Source organism: Bacilliculturomica massiliensis (assembly GCF_900605495.1).
Classification (GTDB): Bacteria; Bacillota; Clostridia; order Peptostreptococcales; family Anaerovoracaceae; genus Bacilliculturomica; species Bacilliculturomica massiliensis.
The window spans coordinates 579,788-597,663 of sequence record NZ_LR027602.1; the positions used below are offsets into that span (position 1 = coordinate 579,788).

At 56.2% G+C, this 17,876-nt stretch carries 16 protein-coding genes; 12 read left to right on the top strand and 4 right to left on the bottom strand.

Annotation, left to right across the window (positions count from 1 at the left end; translation table 11 throughout):
• Positions 1–271 precede the first annotated feature (271 nt).
• Together E0E37_RS08820 and E0E37_RS08825 are read right to left on the bottom strand one after the other, a co-directional pair.
• Positions 272–727 (bottom strand): GNAT family N-acetyltransferase, encoded by a 456-nt coding sequence (locus E0E37_RS08820; protein ID WP_130862665.1) that lies wholly within the window; start codon positions 725–727, stop codon positions 272–274.
• A gap of 85 nt (positions 728–812) precedes the next feature.
• Positions 813–1,175: a DUF4180 domain-containing protein gene (locus E0E37_RS08825; RefSeq protein ID WP_130862666.1), complete on the bottom strand. Its 363-nt coding sequence runs from the start codon at positions 1,173–1,175 to the stop codon at positions 813–815.
• 649 nt (positions 1,176–1,824) lie between these two features.
• On the opposite strand from E0E37_RS08825, the gene E0E37_RS08830 reads away from it, so the two are divergent.
• The 4 genes from E0E37_RS08830 to E0E37_RS08845 all read left to right on the top strand — a co-directional run bounded on the left by E0E37_RS08830 (position 1,825) and on the right by E0E37_RS08845 (position 7,187).
• Positions 1,825–3,225: a YfcC family protein gene (locus E0E37_RS08830; RefSeq protein WP_130862667.1), complete on the top strand. Its 1,401-nt coding sequence runs from the start codon at positions 1,825–1,827 to the stop codon at positions 3,223–3,225.
• A 144-nt stretch (positions 3,226–3,369) separates the two neighbouring features.
• Complete coding sequence (locus tag E0E37_RS08835) at positions 3,370–4,380, top strand: ornithine cyclodeaminase family protein (protein ID WP_165445293.1); 1,011 nt, start codon at positions 3,370–3,372, stop codon at positions 4,378–4,380.
• 151 nt (positions 4,381–4,531) lie between these two features.
• Complete coding sequence (locus tag E0E37_RS08840) at positions 4,532–6,031, top strand: sigma-54 interaction domain-containing protein (protein WP_246019686.1); 1,500 nt, start codon at positions 4,532–4,534, stop codon at positions 6,029–6,031.
• Complete coding sequence (locus E0E37_RS08845) at positions 6,021–7,187, top strand: pyridoxal phosphate-dependent aminotransferase (protein ID WP_130862670.1); 1,167 nt, start codon at positions 6,021–6,023, stop codon at positions 7,185–7,187. Before E0E37_RS08840 ends, E0E37_RS08845 begins: the two co-directional genes overlap by 11 nt.
• 87 nt (positions 7,188–7,274) lie before the next feature.
• Here E0E37_RS08845 and E0E37_RS08850 read toward each other — a convergent pair whose 3' ends face one another.
• Complete coding sequence (locus tag E0E37_RS08850) at positions 7,275–7,937, bottom strand: nitroreductase (RefSeq protein WP_130862671.1); 663 nt, start codon at positions 7,935–7,937, stop codon at positions 7,275–7,277.
• Positions 7,938–8,481: 544 nt separating this feature from the next.
• Between E0E37_RS08850 and crcB the strand changes: the two genes are divergently transcribed.
• On the top strand, positions 8,482–8,862 hold the full coding sequence (gene crcB / locus E0E37_RS08855) for a fluoride efflux transporter CrcB (protein WP_130862672.1): 381 nt from the start codon (positions 8,482–8,484) through the stop codon (positions 8,860–8,862).
• A gap of 194 nt (positions 8,863–9,056) precedes the next feature.
• Here the strand turns inward: crcB and E0E37_RS08860 are convergent, their stop codons facing one another.
• Positions 9,057–10,691, bottom strand: coding sequence for an L-serine ammonia-lyase, iron-sulfur-dependent, subunit beta (locus tag E0E37_RS08860; protein ID WP_130862673.1), 1,635 nt, complete (start codon positions 10,689–10,691; stop codon positions 9,057–9,059).
• A 580-nt stretch (positions 10,692–11,271) separates the two neighbouring features.
• On the opposite strand from E0E37_RS08860, the gene pyrB reads away from it, so the two are divergent.
• The 7 genes from pyrB to E0E37_RS08895 all read left to right on the top strand — a co-directional run bounded on the left by pyrB (position 11,272) and on the right by E0E37_RS08895 (position 17,861).
• Positions 11,272–12,225: an aspartate carbamoyltransferase gene (gene pyrB, locus E0E37_RS18540; protein WP_165445295.1), complete on the top strand. Its 954-nt coding sequence runs from the start codon at positions 11,272–11,274 to the stop codon at positions 12,223–12,225.
• Positions 12,226–12,346: 121 nt separating this feature from the next.
• Entirely contained in the window at positions 12,347–13,621 is a 1,275-nt protein-coding gene (locus E0E37_RS08870) for a CdaR family transcriptional regulator (protein ID WP_130862675.1), read from the top strand.
• On the top strand, positions 13,618–14,376 hold the full coding sequence (locus tag E0E37_RS08875; protein ID WP_130862676.1) for a threonine aldolase family protein: 759 nt from the start codon (positions 13,618–13,620) through the stop codon (positions 14,374–14,376). The genes E0E37_RS08870 and E0E37_RS08875 overlap by 4 nt, the downstream gene beginning before the upstream one ends.
• On the top strand, positions 14,367–14,675 hold the full coding sequence (locus tag E0E37_RS08880) for a hypothetical protein (protein WP_130862677.1): 309 nt from the start codon (positions 14,367–14,369) through the stop codon (positions 14,673–14,675). The genes E0E37_RS08875 and E0E37_RS08880 overlap by 10 nt, the downstream gene beginning before the upstream one ends.
• Positions 14,676–14,700: 25 nt before the next feature.
• The gene (hydA, locus tag E0E37_RS08885) at positions 14,701–16,086 is read left to right on the top strand and encodes a dihydropyrimidinase (RefSeq protein WP_130862678.1); all 1,386 of its coding nucleotides are present in this window, start codon (positions 14,701–14,703) and stop codon (positions 16,084–16,086) included.
• A gap of 100 nt (positions 16,087–16,186) precedes the next feature.
• Positions 16,187–17,230 carry a TRAP transporter substrate-binding protein gene (locus tag E0E37_RS08890; RefSeq protein WP_130862679.1) on the top strand — a complete coding sequence of 348 codons (1,044 nt, stop codon included), beginning with the start codon at positions 16,187–16,189 and terminating at the stop codon, positions 17,228–17,230.
• A 91-nt stretch (positions 17,231–17,321) separates the two neighbouring features.
• Positions 17,322–17,861, top strand: coding sequence for a TRAP transporter small permease subunit (locus tag E0E37_RS08895; protein WP_130862680.1), 540 nt, complete (start codon positions 17,322–17,324; stop codon positions 17,859–17,861).
• Positions 17,862–17,876: the final 15 nt, after the last annotated feature.

Genomic DNA, 17,876 nt, shown 5'->3' on the forward strand with positions numbered 1-17,876 from the left:
GGTGATTTTCATTTTTTTTTGCATTTCTCGCCTATTTCTGAATTGCTCAGTGCCGGGATTAGCGATAGAGGCGGCCTGCGCTGCTGGCCCGGTGGGCTGACAGCCCGCCCGGAGCACGATCGGTCCAGCGAACCAGCTGCCAGCGGTCTACGACCCTGGGACCCAACGATCGCGCGGCCTTGCTGTCTGAGGCGGCCCGGTTCTGGTATGGCGCCTGCGGGGTTGTTCAGGCGTGTGGGAGTTTGTCAACTGAAGGTATAGTCGATATCGTTCAGCCGATCGTTTCGGTCTTTACTATTTTAAAACCGCGTTTTAAATATAGTCTGACTGCGTTTCTGTTCCAATCTGCTACATGTAGAATGATGGGAGCGATCCCCCTGTTTTGCATATTGTGAACTGCGAATTCCAATAGAGCTCTTCCATAGCCCTTTCCTTGAAATTCTTTTGCAACGATAAGATCATCTATTTCGTTCCCGTAAACTGCAACCGAACCGATCAGCGAGCCTTTCTCTTCAAGGATGAATATCTGTGAAGCTTTTAGTAAGAGTTTTTCGTCATCATCACAGCAATTAACAGGTGTAAGTGCTAATGATGTGCGCATTTCGTGAAAACACTCATCATAAACGCGCCGGTACTCATTAAAGTCTTCCGCATGATAGGTTCTTAATTGTAAATTGGATTCTATCTTTTCTCCATCATACTCCATTGTATGTGCGATTATCTGCATTTTTTATCACCTCGTAAGACAGGGAACTCGTTTTGGTCATTTTATTTAGGCTATGGCCCGCAGACTTGACTTTTCCTTATTTTATTTATTTCGTGAGCATATCAACAGCTTCATCTTCTGTGGCGGCGAAAAAAATATCGTTGCCCTTATTGCTCTCATAGATAAAGTCTTTAAGGGGCTTGCTTGTGTAGTGCGAATAATCGCCATAGATGGCAATTCGTCCGCCATAGTTTATGTATTTCTGCAAAATCTCCCCAGCAAGACCGCGGCTGAGAATAAAGAAATCTTCTGTAATGAGTTTTTTATCTATTACAATGTTTTTGGTGTCTGCCTCATATTTTGCCGTCATCAATAGATCGAGTGCGGATCGCGCATTGGTGATCACCATAGTATCGCTTTCAATGATCGCGCAAACTGTGTTGTTTTTTGTTACTGTATGGATCGTCATTTTCTATCTCCTTTGTAAATCGGTTTATGATAATTCAGAGTATATTCTACCATTAAATTATGAGTTTTTGTGTTGTTCCTGCACATTTAGGAGACAGCAGAGCCATTCTCCACCCTGTCAACGGTCAGGATGAATGGACCTGATCCGCCGCTGACAGGTGCGAATGACCCTGCTCACATGGCAGACAGAAGGACGAAAGCAGCCAGTGCTTTCGTCCAGCATTTATAATTGTTTTTTATTTGAATTTTTCCGTATACAGGGACCGGGGACCTCCTGGCACGCCGGAAACGTCTCATATTGAGACGGGAAGCGGGCGGAAAATCCGGGACGGCTGGAAAATTGCGCAGTCCGGTCCAGATACGGGTTGCTGTATCATATTGAGACGACGAACCTGTTTTTGTCTCAGTTTGATACGAACGATGGAAGGCGCGGGGGATCAGAACGCCGTCCGCCGCAGCGGGCCGATTGGAGAATGGACGAAAACGTTGAAAATCAGCGGATGAGCGGGGGAGGGCATAAGCCGCGGCTGCTGCGGCGGTTGGCACGGCTTATGCAATAAAGGGAACTATCAGTCATCATCATATTATTCGCGGACTGTCCTGGAAGGCAAGGAGCCGGCCTGACGGGACGGCAAAAGGAGAGAAAGGTAATGGAACAGGTCGGTAAAGAAAAAAGAAAATTTAAGTTCCCCGAGACGGCAACTCTGCTGGTGCTGCTGATCGTTCTGGCGGCGCTGCTCACATATCTGGTGCCCGCTGGCGTTTTCGACAGAGCGGTGGATGAGGCTACGGGAAGAACGCTGGTGGTGGCAGGTACGTACCATCAGGTGGAATCGTCGCCTACCAGCTTTATGCAGCTGATCCAGTCGGTCTATAACGGCATGCTTTCCGCTTCGGATATCGCGTGGTTCATCTTCGTTGTGGGAGGCGCCTTCGGCATTATCACCAAAAGCGGAGCCATCACGGCCGGACTGAACAAAATGATCGGGAAATATCAGGGCCGGGAGAGCCTGCTGGTCATTTTCATCATGGCGGCTTTCGCCATCGGCGGCATGTCTTACGGTATGGGCGAGGAGGTGATCCCTTTCGTGGCGATCCTGGTGCCCATCGCCATTAAAATGGGATACGACCCTGTGGTGGGCGTTTCCATGGCGGTAGTGGCGCTGTACAGCGGGTATTCCGCAGGAGCGCTGAATCCTTTCAACACCGGCGTGGCGCAGAGTATATGCGATCTGCCGCTGTTTTCCGGAATCGGCCTGCGGCTGATCCTGGGCCTGGGGGCGCTGGCCATCGCGGTACATCATACGATGCGCTACGGAAAAAAGTTCAAGAGCTCCGGCGTGCAGCTTGATCTGAGCGAGGTGCCGGAGAACCTGAGATCCTATGAGGAGAGAGAATTCACAAAGACCGACGGTCTCATTCTCTGCGTGCTGGCGGCCACCATCGTCATTCTGGTGATCGGCGTGCTGAAATTCGATTGGTATCTGTCGGAATTGGCGGGACTGTTCCTGCTCATGGGGATCGTAACCGGTCTGATCTATTTCAGAGGAAATATCGGAGCGTGCATCGACGAATTTGTCGTCGGGTGCAGGGATATCGCCACGGCGGCAGTGCTGGTGTGCCTGTCCAGAGCCATTTTGGTGGTATTGGAAAACGGACAGATCATGGATACGCTGATCTACTGGATCTCCATTCCGCTGACCCACGTGAGCAGCGTGGTGGCGGCCTGGGGCATGTATATTGCCATGGGCGTGGTCAATTTCATTATCCCGTCCTCTTCCGGGCAGGCGGTGGTGGTCATGCCGATCATGTCGTCCCTGGGAGATCTGATCGGCGTAACGCGCCAGACTGCGGTGCTGGCCTTTGAATGCGGCGACGGCTACTGGAATATGATCACGCCCACCCATCCCATTCTCATGGCGTCTTTGGGTCTGGCGGGGGTGCCCTTCTCCAAGTGGTTCAAATTTGCCCTTCCTCTGGTGCTCAAGTGGTCTGTCTGGGTACTCGTGGTACTGGCCGCCGCCGTGCTGATCAACTGGGGGCCCTTCTGATGGATCTCACTGGACCAACGCATGACCAACGCAGCCACAGCAAAGACTGCATAAAAAATCGTATCTCTGAAACTGCATCGCGGCCATCAGGGCGGCAGGCGGCAGGATCATATTTTACTCGATCAAATGGAAAGGAATGAAAAAATGAATAACGTAAAGCTGATTTCGAAGAAGGACGTACAGGAAGTTCTGGACATGGAAAAGTCTATCCAGCTGGTGGAAAAAGTATATGAGGCTCACGGGAGAGATCAGGTGCTGATGCCGGCAAAGATCACGCTTGATACAGGCGAGAGCAACGACTGGCCGCCCTATGGGGGCTCTTATAACGCCATGCCTGCCTATATCGGCGGCGACGTGGATATTTCCGGAATTAAATGGGTGTGGGGATTCAACGACAATTACAAGAAAGGGATCCCCTACATCGGCGGCGTTATCATCCTCAACGAGGCGCGGACGGGAGAGATTCTGGCGATCATGGATGGAAGCTTTATCACGGATATACGCACCGGGGCGTCCGCAGGGGTGGCCTGCAAATATCTGGCGAGGAAGGACGCCTCTGTGGTGGGGATCATCGGAGCGGGCGTGCAGGGAAGGATGAACGCCAGAGCCGTGGCGCAGGTATTGGATCTGAAAGAGATCCGCGTGGCGGACATCCGTCCGGAAGCGGCCAGGGCCTGTGCGGAAGAACTTACGGCGGAGCTGGGACTGCCGGTGAGGGCGGCTGCTTCTAATCAGGAGGCCTGCGAGGGCGCTGATGTGATCATCACCGTGACCATAGCCGACGAGCCCCTGGTCAAAAAGGAATGGCTGAAGAAAGGCGCTACAGTACTTTCTCTGGGCTCCTTCCAGGAGCTGGACGAGGAGATCCCGCTGACCTGCGATAAACTGGTGGTGGACAGCTGGGCCCAGAACGCGCACAGAGGCGAACTGCTGAAGCTGGTCCACGAAGGCAGGATCACAGAGAACAATATCCATGCGGAGATGCCGGATATCGTGGTGGGCAGAAAGACCGGACGGGAAAATGATGAGGAGATCATCTGCGGCTGTATCATCGGCATGGGCTCCACGGATATCGGTACCGCGGGACAGCTCTACAAGGAAGTCTTCGCAGGGGCGGAACTGCCTGCGTTTGCATTCCGGACTTACGAAAAATAATACGATGCGCGGGGCCGGGGCGCTGTCCCGGCCTTCGGCAGTCAATGGAAACACCTTGTAATCCACGCCGTTTCTGGGGTAAAATATTCACGTTGGATCCAGTATGCAGACGGTGAGACGCCGAAGGGCGGAAAACGGAGCGGGACGTGTGATGCAGGAAAGGATGGCGGTAGTGATGGAATTGATCGACGTAAAGGATTATGTGCAGAAAACTGCCGAGATCATCGGATCCGTGGTGGAACTGGAGGCTTTGATCTGCGACCGGGAGTACCGCATTCTGGGAGACAGCAAGCAGCGCTCCCACGAGCCTGTGCGGAAGATCGGCGATCATTCTGTGCTGACCGCAGCCATTGCCCGCCAGCAGGTCATCATAATGGAGGACACGAAGCGGGATTCCGAGGGATGCCGCTTCTGCCCGGAACGGGCGGAGTGCGATATCAACGCCATGGTGGCGATCCCCATATCGCGGGGGATCCACGTCTACGGCGGGATCGGCATCTACGCGCACAAGAAGGAATCGGTGCGCCGGCTGATCGGCAAAAACAAAACGTTCATTGAGTTTATCGGACGTATGTCGGAACTCCTTATCGCCAAATTGGATGAAGAACAGGAAAAGGCCAGCCTGAGGGAAAGGGTCCGGAGCCTGTCCAACCACGCTACGTCTGTTTCCTTTGACGAGATCGTCGGCAGCAGCCGGGGGATCTGTCTGGCAAAGGAAGAGGCGGAGAGTATCGCTTCCAGCTCTTCCACGGTCCTGATCCAGGGCGAGAGCGGCACGGGAAAAGAGATCTTTGCCCGAGCCATCCACAGCAGCAGCCAGCGTTTTGACGGACCGTTCGTGGCGGTGAACTGCGCCGCCATACCGGATAATCTGCTGGAAAGCGAACTGTTCGGTTATGAGGAAGGGGCGTTTACGGGGGCGATCAAGGGCGGAAGGATCGGAAAATTCGAACTGGCCAACAACGGAACGCTGTTTCTGGACGAGGTGGGGGAGATACCGATCCATCTGCAGCCAAAGCTGCTGCGGGTCCTTCAGGAACGGCGCATCCAGAAGCTGGGATCCAGCCAGGACGTGCCGGTGGATATCCGCATCCTGGCAGCCACCAACAGAGATCTGGAAGAGATGATGAAGACGGGAGCCTTCCGCGAGGACCTCTATTACCGGCTGAACGTGATCCCGCTGGCGATCCCGCCGCTGCGGGAGAGACGGCAGGATATCATGGAACTCTGCCGCTTTTTCCTGGAACGGTACAACAGGAGTCTGGGAAAAGATCTGAAAGGCTTTGAGCCGGAGGCGGAGAAGGTGCTGACGGAGTACGACTGGCCGGGAAATGTGCGCGAACTGCAAAATGGCGTGGAATATGCGGTAAATATGGCCAGAGGCCGGCTGATCGGAACGGACAGCCTGCCTCGCCGGCTGTTTTGCGCGGCCGGGGAACCTGCGCTGACGCTGAAGCCCATGCGTCAGGTGGAGGAAGACTATATCAGGGAGGCGCTCCGGGTCTTTGGAAGCGACGCGGAAGGAAAAGAAAAAGCGGCCGGAGTCCTGGGACTTTCCAGAGCCACCATGTACAGGCGGCTGAAGGAGATGGAAGAAAACGGCGCTGGCGGGGCGGAAGCGCCTGATGGAGGGAGAACTTTTGAGACATAGATATATAGCGAAAAGATACTGGAAGGACCAGAGCACGGCCATGGGACAGTCGGATGTGATGGCCAGGGCTTTTGACGACGTGATCAATCTCAGCCTAGGAGATCCAGATCTGATCACCCACGAACTGATCATCGACAAGGCTTTTGCGGACGCCAGAGCGGGCCACACAAAATACACGGACTTCCGGGGCGATCCGGAGCTGCGGGCGGAGATCTGCAGGTTCTATGAGGAAGAGTACGGCATGGACGTAAAAGACGAGGAAGTCTTCGTCTGCGCCAGCGCCTGTCTGGGCATGTACCTGGCGCTGGAAGCCATTCTGGACGACGGGGATGAAGTGATCCTGCAGGCCCCGTATTTCACCCCTTATCCCCAGCAGGTGGAGCTGGCCCGTGGAATACCGGTGGAGCTTGCCACTTATGAGGAAGAAGATTTCCAGATCAACATCGAGCGTCTGGAGGGGCTGATCAACGAGCGCACCAAGGCCATCGTCATCAATTCGCCCAGCAATCCCACGGGCAACTGCCTGACGGTGGAGACCATGGAGGAGATCGGTCGGATCGCGGAGAAATACGACCTGCTGGTGATCAGCGACGACATCTACACGGCGTTCAGCTACCAGAACCCCTTCGTGCCCTTCGGGGCCCTTAAGGGGATGAAAGAGCGGACGATCATACTGAACAGCTTTTCGAAGAATTTCACCATGACAGGGTGGAGAGTGGGAAATATCATCGCGCCGGAATACATCATTAAGGTGATCCAGCAGATCAACGAGAACGTGGTGTTCACGGCGCCGTCGATCTCGCAGAGAGCGGCGCTGCACGCGCTGAGGAATCGGAAGGAAGTGCAGCCGTCCATGGTGGAGGAATACCGGAGCCGGGTATTTTACGCGGCGAAGCGGATCAACGAGCTTGAGGGAATGTCGGTGATCGATCCGCCCAAGGGGAGCTTCTACCTGTTCATCAACATCAAGGAGACAGGTCTGAGCTCGGAGGAAGCTGCGGAGGCGATCCTGAAGGAGGCCCACGTGCTGATGTTGCCGGGAAACGCCTTCGGAAGCTGCGGGGAAGGGTATCTGCGCATCGCCTGCACGGTGAACAATCAGGTGCTGGGAGAAGCCTTCGACCGGATCGGGCGGATGAAAGTGTTTGGGGGCTGAGCCGTCTCTGAAACTGTAAATTCAATATAAAACTCCCGGGTGATCCAACTTGATCCCCCGGGAGACAGATTCAGCCTGTTGACAGCGTCAGTCCTCAAAACCATACCAGCACGCAGTCTTGTCCACAGATTCTCTATTTGAGCGCACGTGATTCGCCGCAAACGCAGGATCGGGATAACCGATGGCAACGCCGCACACGAACTCCTCGTCCTCCGAAATGCCCAGTACCTCTCTCAGAACGTGAAGATAAGTGAGGGGCTGATAGGCCACGCAGGTCCCGAGACCGTGTGCCATGGCGGCAAGACAGAGATTTTGCGCCACGCAGCCCACGTCAAAATTATAACTCATTCCTAAAATTTTATCTCTTGTGATGATGATCCCTGCGGGCGCGTCGAAAAAGTTGACGCCGCGATTGTTCCACCAGGTCCGCCGCTCTTTATCTTCGCGGGCAATTTCCATGGCCCCGTACAATTGCTTTGCGATCTCGATCCTTCTTGTTTTATAGATCCCGTCCACCGCGGCGTCTTCGAATTCTTCCGGGCATCCCTGCTCTATACAATTCAGATTCTCTTTCCGAATGGCGGCAAGGGGTTCTCCCGTTACAATGTGAAACTTCCACGGCTGCGCGTTGACTGCCGACACGGCTCTGGACGCCAGCGTGATCACCTCTTTCAGGAGCTCTTTTGAGACAGGGGTATCGAGATATCCCCGAATCGATCTTCTTTCTGCAATTCCCTCTTTTAAATTCATCCTGTGCCTCCTTTACTTGCCCGGCGCATCGCAGGCATGTTCGCCAAAATATAGTATACCATTTTCGGTCAGCGCCGCAACCTCCGTTTCTGAAAATCCGAAGAAAAAAACGGGCAAGGTCTGAACCTTGCCCGCCTTTGTCTTTGCAGGTAGCCGCCCCTGCCGGATCCGGCGCGGTGAGCGGATAATATAACAAAAGACTACTTCCCACAAGCAGTCTTTTGTTATTGGTGAGTTTATTTTGAAAGGATCTTGTACGCTATTTTTTATTACAGATATACTATACGCAGGACTGGTCACAGTTCAGTCACGGGTTTGAGATTTAGCTGTATCATTCTCTTTTTGTTGGCGCTATGACTATACTGCATTTCGGACAATTGATACCATGCTGAATCGTTCCGTTCAAGGCAATTGGGAAAGCTGCCGGAGTATAGTTCGGCAGCGGTGATCAGAAAAGGGAAAAATAAAATGCTCTGAAATATGTGACCGGACTTGAAAACGGATATGATCCGGCGGTAAGATAGAGGACGGAAAGGAGTGTGCTATGCTGAATGTTATTTCTGTAGGTCTGGGGGGCGCGCTGGGAGCGGCGGGACGATACGGCGTGGGGATGCTGTGCAAAAATGTAGCTCCGGCTGCGGTATTTCCTGCCGCGACCCTTTTCGTCAATGTATCGGGGGCGTTTCTCATCGCGCTGGCTTCCGTCTGTTTTCAGAAAACAGACGGGATGGGTACGGCCTTGCAGCTGTTTATCATGACCGGCGTCATGGGCGGATTCACCACGTTTTCTTCCTTTTCTCTGGAGACTATGGAGCTGGCGGCGGGGGGCAGAATGACCATGGCCGCGGTGAATGTGATCGTAAGCGTCGGGGCCTGTCTGGCCGGTATATGGCTGGGCAAGTGCGTCGGGGAGGGCCTTTTTTGATCGGAACGGGCAGACTGCGTGCGGCGATAAGGATGTATACGGTGCAGGCGGAGCTGCCGGTACGGCGCAGACACGGCAGGCAGGGTGAACCGGCGGCGCGAAGCCCTTTGAACAGGCCGGAGCTGTGGCGAGGGAAAGAATACCCACTGACCGGGGCTGCTGAAAGCAGCCCCACGCGGTGCCCTACGCGGCCGTTACCGGCCGCGTTTTTTTATGCATTCTTCGTTCATCCGCAGTCCTGTGGGCGTGGCGTTGGTGCCCAGGGCGTTGCAGGGGCGGAGCCTGCGGCCTACCCGCAGAATAGCTTCTGCCATCTCGTCCAGAGGAACGGTGGCTGGAAAACCGCAGACCGCCGCGTTGGCGCACATGGCGGCGGTGGGCACCGCAGTCATGTTGCGGATGAGACAGGGGACCTGCACGTAGCCTGCGATGGGATCGCACACCAGCCCCAGACCGTTTTGAATGGCCAGTGAGGCCGCGGCGCAGGCCGTCTCCGCATCATCGGTAAGGAAGGTGCAGAGGGCGGCGGCCGCCATGGCGGTGGCGCAGCCGATCTCGGCCTGACAGCCGTAAAAACCGGAATAGTTGGTCTCGAACATGAAGACGCCTACAAGTCCGGCTGTCAGAAGGGCTTTCACTCCTTCCTCCTTCGTGCGGCCCATGTCCGCCACCGCGCCGAATATGGCGCCGGGGACCACGCCGGAAGAACCGCCGGTGGGCATGCAGACGATGACGCCGCGGGAGTTGCTGTGCTCCATAATGCCCAGAGCGTCCGGACCGCCGCTCTTTCCGATGCCCATGGGGATCAGATCATCCCGACGGGCGAACTCGCCGGCGATCCTGGCGCCGTGGGGGTCGGTGACGCCTTCGAAGACAAAGCCGCCTTCCCGTCCGCGCTTGGCCGCCGCCAGAGCGATATCGTAGAGCTTTTCGCCGTGGGCCAGCACCTGTTCGTCGCTCCAGCCGCTGAGGGAAGCCTCGTAGTCAACGGCGGCCTGCCAGAGGGGGATCCCCTTTTCCCTGGTATAGGCGATCAGTTCGCTGGAAGTGGTAAAGGGAGGCTTTCTCCGCCTGTCGGCGGTGACGTCGTAGACAGGCGCTGTCTGACGAAGGGCGAGAAAGCCGCGGCTTATCTCCGGAAGGGAGAGCAGCGCGTCGAGCCTGTCCGCCTGGGGTTTTTCCCAGCATTTAATGTCCAGAATGGAATAGACCGGGCCGGCGCTGTAACGGATTTCGTTGACGCAGCCCATCAGAGCTTCGATCTGTCCATAGAGCTCCGGGCAGGCCGCGCTCCCGTCCCCAGCGCCGGAAAGCTCCAGGCCGCACCCGCTTTTCAGAAAGATCAGGACTTCAAAGCAGTCGCCGCGGATGTCTGTGGGGCATCCGTCAAGATCGCTGATGAGCAGACTGCCGCCGCCCACGGATACGGCCGTGAGCTGCGAGATGCGCAGGCCGTCCGGGCTGTCTTTTTCCGCTGAGGGAAAGGTCATGCGGCAGAGCTCGGAGGGCAGGTCGGGCAGATCGGGGATAAAACCATACGTTACCTTCATGCCCGCGGCTACCGCGTCGTCGTAGGCTCTGCTCAGATCGTACTCCACAGGGTCCCGGTCAAGGAATCCGGCGATAAAGGCCAGATCGCTCTGCATGCCGTAAAAGGTCTCCGCATAACCGCCGTGATCGCACATTTCCACCAGGACCTGGGAAGGCTGTTTCCCCAGCAGCTGCAGGACCGTGCGGGAGATCCGGCTGGGAGCGGAGGTGTTGGAACTGGAAGGGCCCGGGGTGACCGGGGAGAGTACGTCGTTAAAGATGCTGGGATATTTTTTCATGGTAGATTTCCTCTTTTCCAATGGTACTGTTTTGTACTGCCGTGCATTGAAACGACGGCCGCATTTGCCAATTGGGTCTGATCCTCACAGTGCGGCCGTCAGATCGTCGGTTTCCGATTTCATTTTTCATTATAAAAGAAACAGGATGGATGAGAAAGAGTTTTTTTCCGTCTCGGCCGCTGTGCATCTGCACAGCGGCCTTTGCGTTTCAGCGGAAAGGCTGGGAAAGAGCCGGCAAAAGGGCCTGAAAATAAACGCAGAAATAAGGGCGCACAGAAAAGGGGTCCGGGGCTTAAACGCCGGCCAGACAGAAGGAAAGTTGTTCGGGCAGGTGCACAATTGTTTTTCCGGCGCCCGCATATATAATGAAGCTGAAAGATGGCGAATGCATTCAAATCTAAAGTATGGACCGTTCCGGAAGACAATGCGTAAAAATCAGACTCTTATGTCAATTGTGCAGCTGACCATACTTTCTTTGCCAAGAGAGGGTGAGGGAAAGCCGGACTGCCGGCCATACGCCGGATCGGAAATCGGAAGAGCGGCCGCCTGCGGGCGGAGCGGAGACAACGGGAGGAACAAGATGGAGAGACCAACTTATAAGAGCATAACAGGGATCAAGAATCTGAGCAGAGGAAATATCGAGTACATACTGGACCTGGCGGAAAAACTGGAGCCGATCATTCAGGGAAGCTCCGATCTGCAGCCGCTGAAAGGAAAGACGCTGTGCACCTTTTTCTATGAACCGTCCACCAGAACGAGACTCTCCTTTGAGTCGGCCATGTGGGCGCTGGGCGGCCGGGTGATATCCATGGCCGACGCGCAGAAAACTTCGTCGGTCTGGAAGGGCGAGACGCTGGACGACACCATACGCACCATAGAAAACTACTGCAATATCATCGCGCTGAGACATTTCGAGGCGGGCGCGGCGGAGGCGGCGGACCGCATTTCCCGGGTGCCGATCATCAACGCGGGAGACGGACCCAACGAGCATCCTACGCAGACGCTTCTGGACATGCTGACCATCCGAAGGGAGAAGGGAACGCTGGACGATCTGCGGGTGGTGCTCTGCGGAGATCTGAAGCACACCCGTTCGACCAATTCCCTCACACTGGGAATGTCCAACTTCCGCAATGTGGAGTTTACTTTTGTCCGGCCAAAAGGATTTGAGACCAGCCAGTGGATATTGGATCTGGTAAAGGAGAGAGGCTGCCGCTACACCGAGTCGGAGGATCTGCAGGAATCCCTGATCGGGGCGGATGTGGTCTACATGTGCCGGATCCAGAAAGAGCGGTTTGACGACCCGGCGGCCTTCGACGCCATCGACGGGAAGTACTGCCTGACCAGAGAGATGCTGGAGAAGTCGCCAAAGACCGCGGCGGTCCTGCATCACCTGCCCCGCGTAAAGGAACTGGACGTCAGCGTGGACGATTATCCCGGCTGCGCTTATTTCAGACAGACCTACAACGGCGTTCTTGTCCGGGCGGCGCTGATGACCATGCTCCTGGACAAAGTTCCGGCGGAGTACGGAATGTAACATGACGGAGGGAACGGAAGAACGAGCCGGCAGGCCATACAGCTGAGCGGGTCGGAACGGGCGGAGGGGCTGATTGCCAGATGGGCGGCGCAACGGTACAATTGAGAAAAGGAGTTGCCGGATGAAAGATCACAGGGACTTTATCACCATGTTTTCTCAGGGAGGATCGGATATGCTCAGCCCAAAAGTTGCCCAGTCTATTGTGGACCGAACAATGGCGGTGCTGGGCGTCCAGGTAAATATTATGGACGCCCAGGCCGTAGTTATCGCATCAGGAAATACTGGCCGCGTAGGGAAATTTCACGCCGGCGCGGCCAGGGTGCTGCAGAGCGGGAAAAAGCTATGTATCAGCAGCACGGAGGCGGAGAAGATGGAGGGCGTCAGGCCCGGCATTACGCTTCCCATCGAATTTAAAGGAAAGATCATCGGCGCCGTGGGGATGGCGGGGGATCCGGAGGACGTGGAGGACTTCGGAGAACTGCTCAAACTGACGGCGGAGCTCATGCTGGAACAGGCTTCTGTAAAAGAAGAGCTGTTTCTGGAGCAGAGGGCCAGGGAGGGATTTCTGACCGATCTGATCACCGGACACTGGCGGGAGTATGATTGGCATTTCGCCCGCCGGGCTGAATTTCTGAATTTTGATCTGAAGAGGGACTTTCTCGTCATGGCGGCTGAGATCTTCGACGAGGAGAGCGTCTGCGCCTGGAGAGAGGAGCGTCAGGGACTGCCCTATCAGAAGTTGAAAGCGCAGCTGGAAGAACGGATCGACGGGGAGGAACTCTTTGAGGGACGTCTGATCAGCTGCTTCATCAACGGGGAGATGGCCATCCTCTATCAGATGCCGGAAAAACCCCGGCAGGACGTGGAGACGATGTCCCGGAAAGCGGCGGATGCAGTATACGGGCTGCTGGGCGGGGGATGCGGTATTTCCGCGTCTCTTGGAGTAGGCGGTCTGGCCGGAGACTGGAGGGAGATCAGCGCTATATACGAGAACGCCAGAAGCGCGCTGCGTCTGAACCGGATCCTGAACGAGGGGCGGAGCGTGTGCTGGTTTGAGACTTACCGCACGGAATATCTGCTGTGCAGCGCTCCGGCGGAACTTCGCAGGGGTTACTGGAAAACGATCCTGGACCCTGTTCTGAAAGCCGAACGGGAACACGGAACACAGTGGATCCAGACCATGGAGACGTATTTTTCCAACGAGGGAAACACAGTGAAGACGGCGGAACAGCTTTTTCTGCACCGGAATACGCTGATGTTTCGCCTGAACAAAATACGGGAGCTGACCGGTCTGGCTCCGCAGAAGTTTCAGGACGCTCTGCAGCTGAAGCTGGCGCTGCTTCTCATGAAGCTGGACGCCGGCGGAGAAACGCAGGGAAAGGAAGAAAAGGAATGAGAGAATATCTGGACTTGAGAAGCGATACGGTGACCAGACCGGATGAAGAAATGCGGAACGCCATGCGGGACGCGGAGGTGGGAGACGTGGTCATGGGCGACGATCCCACGGTTCTCCGGCTGGAGCGGATGGGGGCGGAGCTTTTCGGCAAGGAAGCCTGCCTGATGACAGTATCCGGGACCATGAGCAATCAGACGGCCGTGCTGTCCATGACAGGCCGTGGGGAGCAGATCATCGTGCACGACAAGTCCCACATGTTCAATCTGGAGGTGGCGGGGCTGGCTCAGATCAGCGGCGTACAGCCCAGGACGCTTCCGGCGCCGGGAGGCAGGTACGACCTGGGGGAGCTTGAGGCGAATCTGATCGGTACGGCCATTCAGACGGCGCCTACGACGCTGGTGTGCATGGAAAATACCTTCAACCTGAATCAGGGTCTGGTGGTAGAAAAGGAACACATCGATCAGGTCTGTGAACTTGCTCACGGGAAGGGAGTGCCCGTCTACATGGACGGCGCCAGGATCCTGAACGCCGCCGCGGCTCTGGATATGGAGCCGGATGTGCTCTGCAGGGAGACAGACGCGGTTTCTGTTTGCCTCAGCAAGGCTCTGGGCTGTCCAGTGGGCTCCCTGCTGGCGGGCAGCGCAGAAATGATCGAGAAGGCCCGTCGCATGCGCCAGATGCTGGGCGGCGGCTGGCGGCAGGGCGGCGTACTGGCGGCGGCCGGCATCGTGGCGCGGCCGGCATCGTGGCGCTGAACCGCTGGAAGGAGCTGAAGCAGGATCACCTGCGGGCCCGGAGTCTGGCGGAGGGACTGCTGAAGCTGGGGCTGGGCGTCAATCTGGAACAGGTGCAGACCAATATTATCCGCATCGATCTGAGCCCGGTGGATCTCACCGCGGCGGCGTTCTGCGGCAGGCTGGCGGAATTCGGAGTGCTGGCAAAGCCGGTGGAGCTCCAGGCCGTGCGCATGATCTGCCACCGGGATGTGGGAGACGAGAAGATCTCCGCGGTGCTTCAGGCCGCGGCGGACTGCCTGAACAGTCTGGCGGGCTGAGGCTGTCCGGAAAAGGAGGAAACCCATGTACGATTTACTGATAAAAAACGGGACGGTGGTCACTCATGAGGGCTGCGGCCAGTGGGACGTGGCGGTAAAGGACGGGAAGATCGCTGCCGTGGGCAGCAGAGGGACTTTTGCGGACGCGGAGACGCAGGAAGTGCTGGATGCGGCTGACCTGCTTGTAATGCCGGGACTCATCGACCCTCACGTCCACATCATGCATCCCTTCCGCGACCGTTTCGCGGCGGACGATTTTTATTCGGCCACGGTGGCCGCGGCCTGCGGCGGGGATACGATGGTGCTGGACTTTGCGATCCAGTGGGATAAGTCCATGGATCTGTCTGAGACGGCGGAACACAGGAAACGGCAGTTTGAAGAAGGGGCGGTGATCGATTACGCCTTTCACGCCTGTCCGACCATATCGGAGATGGAGACCGTAGAGCAGGTCCCGAAACTGATCGAGGCGGGAGTGCCGTCCTTCAAACTCTATATGACCTATTCAAAACAGGGGCGGATGTCCGACGACGGCGTGATCTACGAGGTCCTGAGGCAGACCGCGGAAAAAGGCGGCATCGCGGGCGTTCACGCGGAGAATGACGCCATGTGTCTGTTCAACACTGAGCTGTACCGCAGAAACGGCTGGAATTCGCCTCATTACTTCCCGCTGTGCAAGGGCAATCTGGTGGAAGCGGAGGCGGTGAACCGCGTGGTCTACATGAACCGGGCGGCGGGAGGAAACCTCTATATTTTCCATCTGACCACGGAGGAAAGTCTGGAAGTGGTCAGGGAAGCCAGAGCCAGAGGAGAGCGGGTGACGGCGGAGACCTGCGTCCATTATCTGGTGCTGAACGCGGACTGTTATGATCGCCCTGACGGAGCAAATTTTATCTGCAGTCCGCCGCTGCGTTCGCCGGAGGACACGGAGGCTCTGTGGAACGGCATCCGCCAGGGACTGATCTCTGTGGTCAGCTCCGATCACTGCGGTTTTACGAAAGAATTGAAAGCCCTGGGAAACAATGAATTCGCGGGAACGCCCAACGGCCTGCCCGGCATAGAGCTGCGTCTTCCCGTGCTTTACACAGCGGGCGTCAAAAGCGGAAAGATCAGCGTGAGCAAATTGGTGGAGATACTCAGCACCAACGCGGCCAGGACCTTTGGCATGTATCCGCAGAAAGGAACGATCGCCTGCGGCAGCGACGCGGATCTGGTTCTGGTAGACACAAAACAGGTGAAGACGATCTCGCCGGAAGTCCTTCACAGTCCGGTGGACTGGTCGCCTTACGATGGAATGGAGCTCTGCGGGTTTGCACGGACAGTGCTCTCAAGAGGAAAATTTGTCGTGCGCAACGGAGAATTCTGCGGAGAGCGGGGCGCGGGGCGCTTCGTCAGCAGAACCATTGACCGATAAACGCAGATAACCGGGACATCGGCGGGCGGCGCGGACCTCTTTGCAGTTGAGAACCGGGTAGATGCGGATCAAATAGTGCTGACAGATAGGAGGAAAGGCTATGAAGAAAAAGATTTCGGTACTGTTGGTATTGCTGCTGATCGTTTCTATGACCATGTCCCTGGCCGGATGCGGGGGAAATGGAGGGAATGGAGGCGACTCCGGCAGCGACGTTAAGCCTGTGGAATGGATCGCTTATTCCACATGGCCGGAAAGCAATCACCAGAGCACGGCGCTTGTGGAATTTGCCAAACGGGTAGAGGAAGCCAGCGGCGGCAGGATCAAGATCACGGTACATACGGGAGGCGCTCTGGGCTACAAGGGTACGGAGATCCTCAACGTGGTGCGGGATAATCTGGTGCAGATCTCGGATATGTCCATGGGAAACGTGGCCGGTGAAGAGCCGGTGTTCGGGATCACCACGCTGCCCTTCATGCTGGAGAGCATGGACGAGGGTTACACGCTGAATCAGCTGGCCCGGGACGACTACGACGCGCTGCTGGAAGCCAAATGGAATCAGAGGATCCTCTACAGTTCTCCCTGGCCCATGGCGGGCTTCTGGACGAAAAAGCCCGTGGAATCCATCGCAGACCTGAAAGGCGTCAAGATGCGCACCTATGACCGAAACACCGGTCTGGTAGTGGAAGCGGTGGGCGGAACGCCCTACCCCCTGCCTTTTGCCGACGTGTACAGCTCTCTGGCCACCGGAGCCATCGACTCCTGCCTGACGTCCGCGCCCACAGCGGTAGACGCTAAATTCTGGGAAGTCCTCGACTACTATACGCCCACCGCAGTGGCGATGACGCAGGACATCGTGACCATCAATATGGATGAGTTCAACAAGTTGGACAAAGAACTGCAGGACATTCTGCTCTCCGTGGGGGACGATATTCAAAAGGAGATGTGGGAGGAGATCGGTCCCAATATGGACGCCGAGATGGAAAAAGTCTGTACGGATAACGGGATCCAGATCGTGACGCCCGGAGACGATTTCATTCAGGAGCTGTACGACAAGACCAGCGCCATCCGTGAGGACTGGCTGAAAACCGCTCCGGAGGAGGCGAAGAAGATCTACGAGGAATTCAACGAGGCTGTAGGCCGCTGAGCCGCATGGGCTTAAGTGAGAGACGGAGGGCAGGCGAAAGCCTTCCCTCCGCCCGGCGCCTGGCGGAGAGAAGAGGAAAGGAGCGGTTCTGTTGAAACTTACGATAAAACTGATTGACAGGCTCGGTTCGCTGTCCGGTCTGATCAGCGGCGTCATGCTGCTCGCCGCGCTGATCATGGTACTGATCGAAGTGGTCATGCGTTCCGTGTTTCACGGCACCCTGTACGTTACCGATGAATACTGCGGTTACGTCATGGTGGGGATCACGTTTCTGAGTCTGGCTTACTGTCTGAAGGAAAAAGGGCATATCAGAATGACCTTCCTCCAGAGAATTCTGAAGGGCAGAGGACTGGCGCTCCTGGAGATCGCAGCTCTGACGGTGGGAATGGTGCTCATGGCAATAGTGACCTGGAAGACCTTCTGGTTTTTCTGGGAAGCGGTGGAATATAGATCCCAGTCCATGCAGGTTTCCAACACATATCTGGCCATACCGAAGGCGATGATGCCGCTGGGCTGCGGAATGTTCGCGATCCAGTTTTTCGGTGAGATATTAAAATGCGTGGAATCCCTCAAAAACGAGGATTATTCGGCGCTTATTAAAAAGGATGAGATGGATTTTGAGGGCAATTGAGAAGGTCAGGAGGTG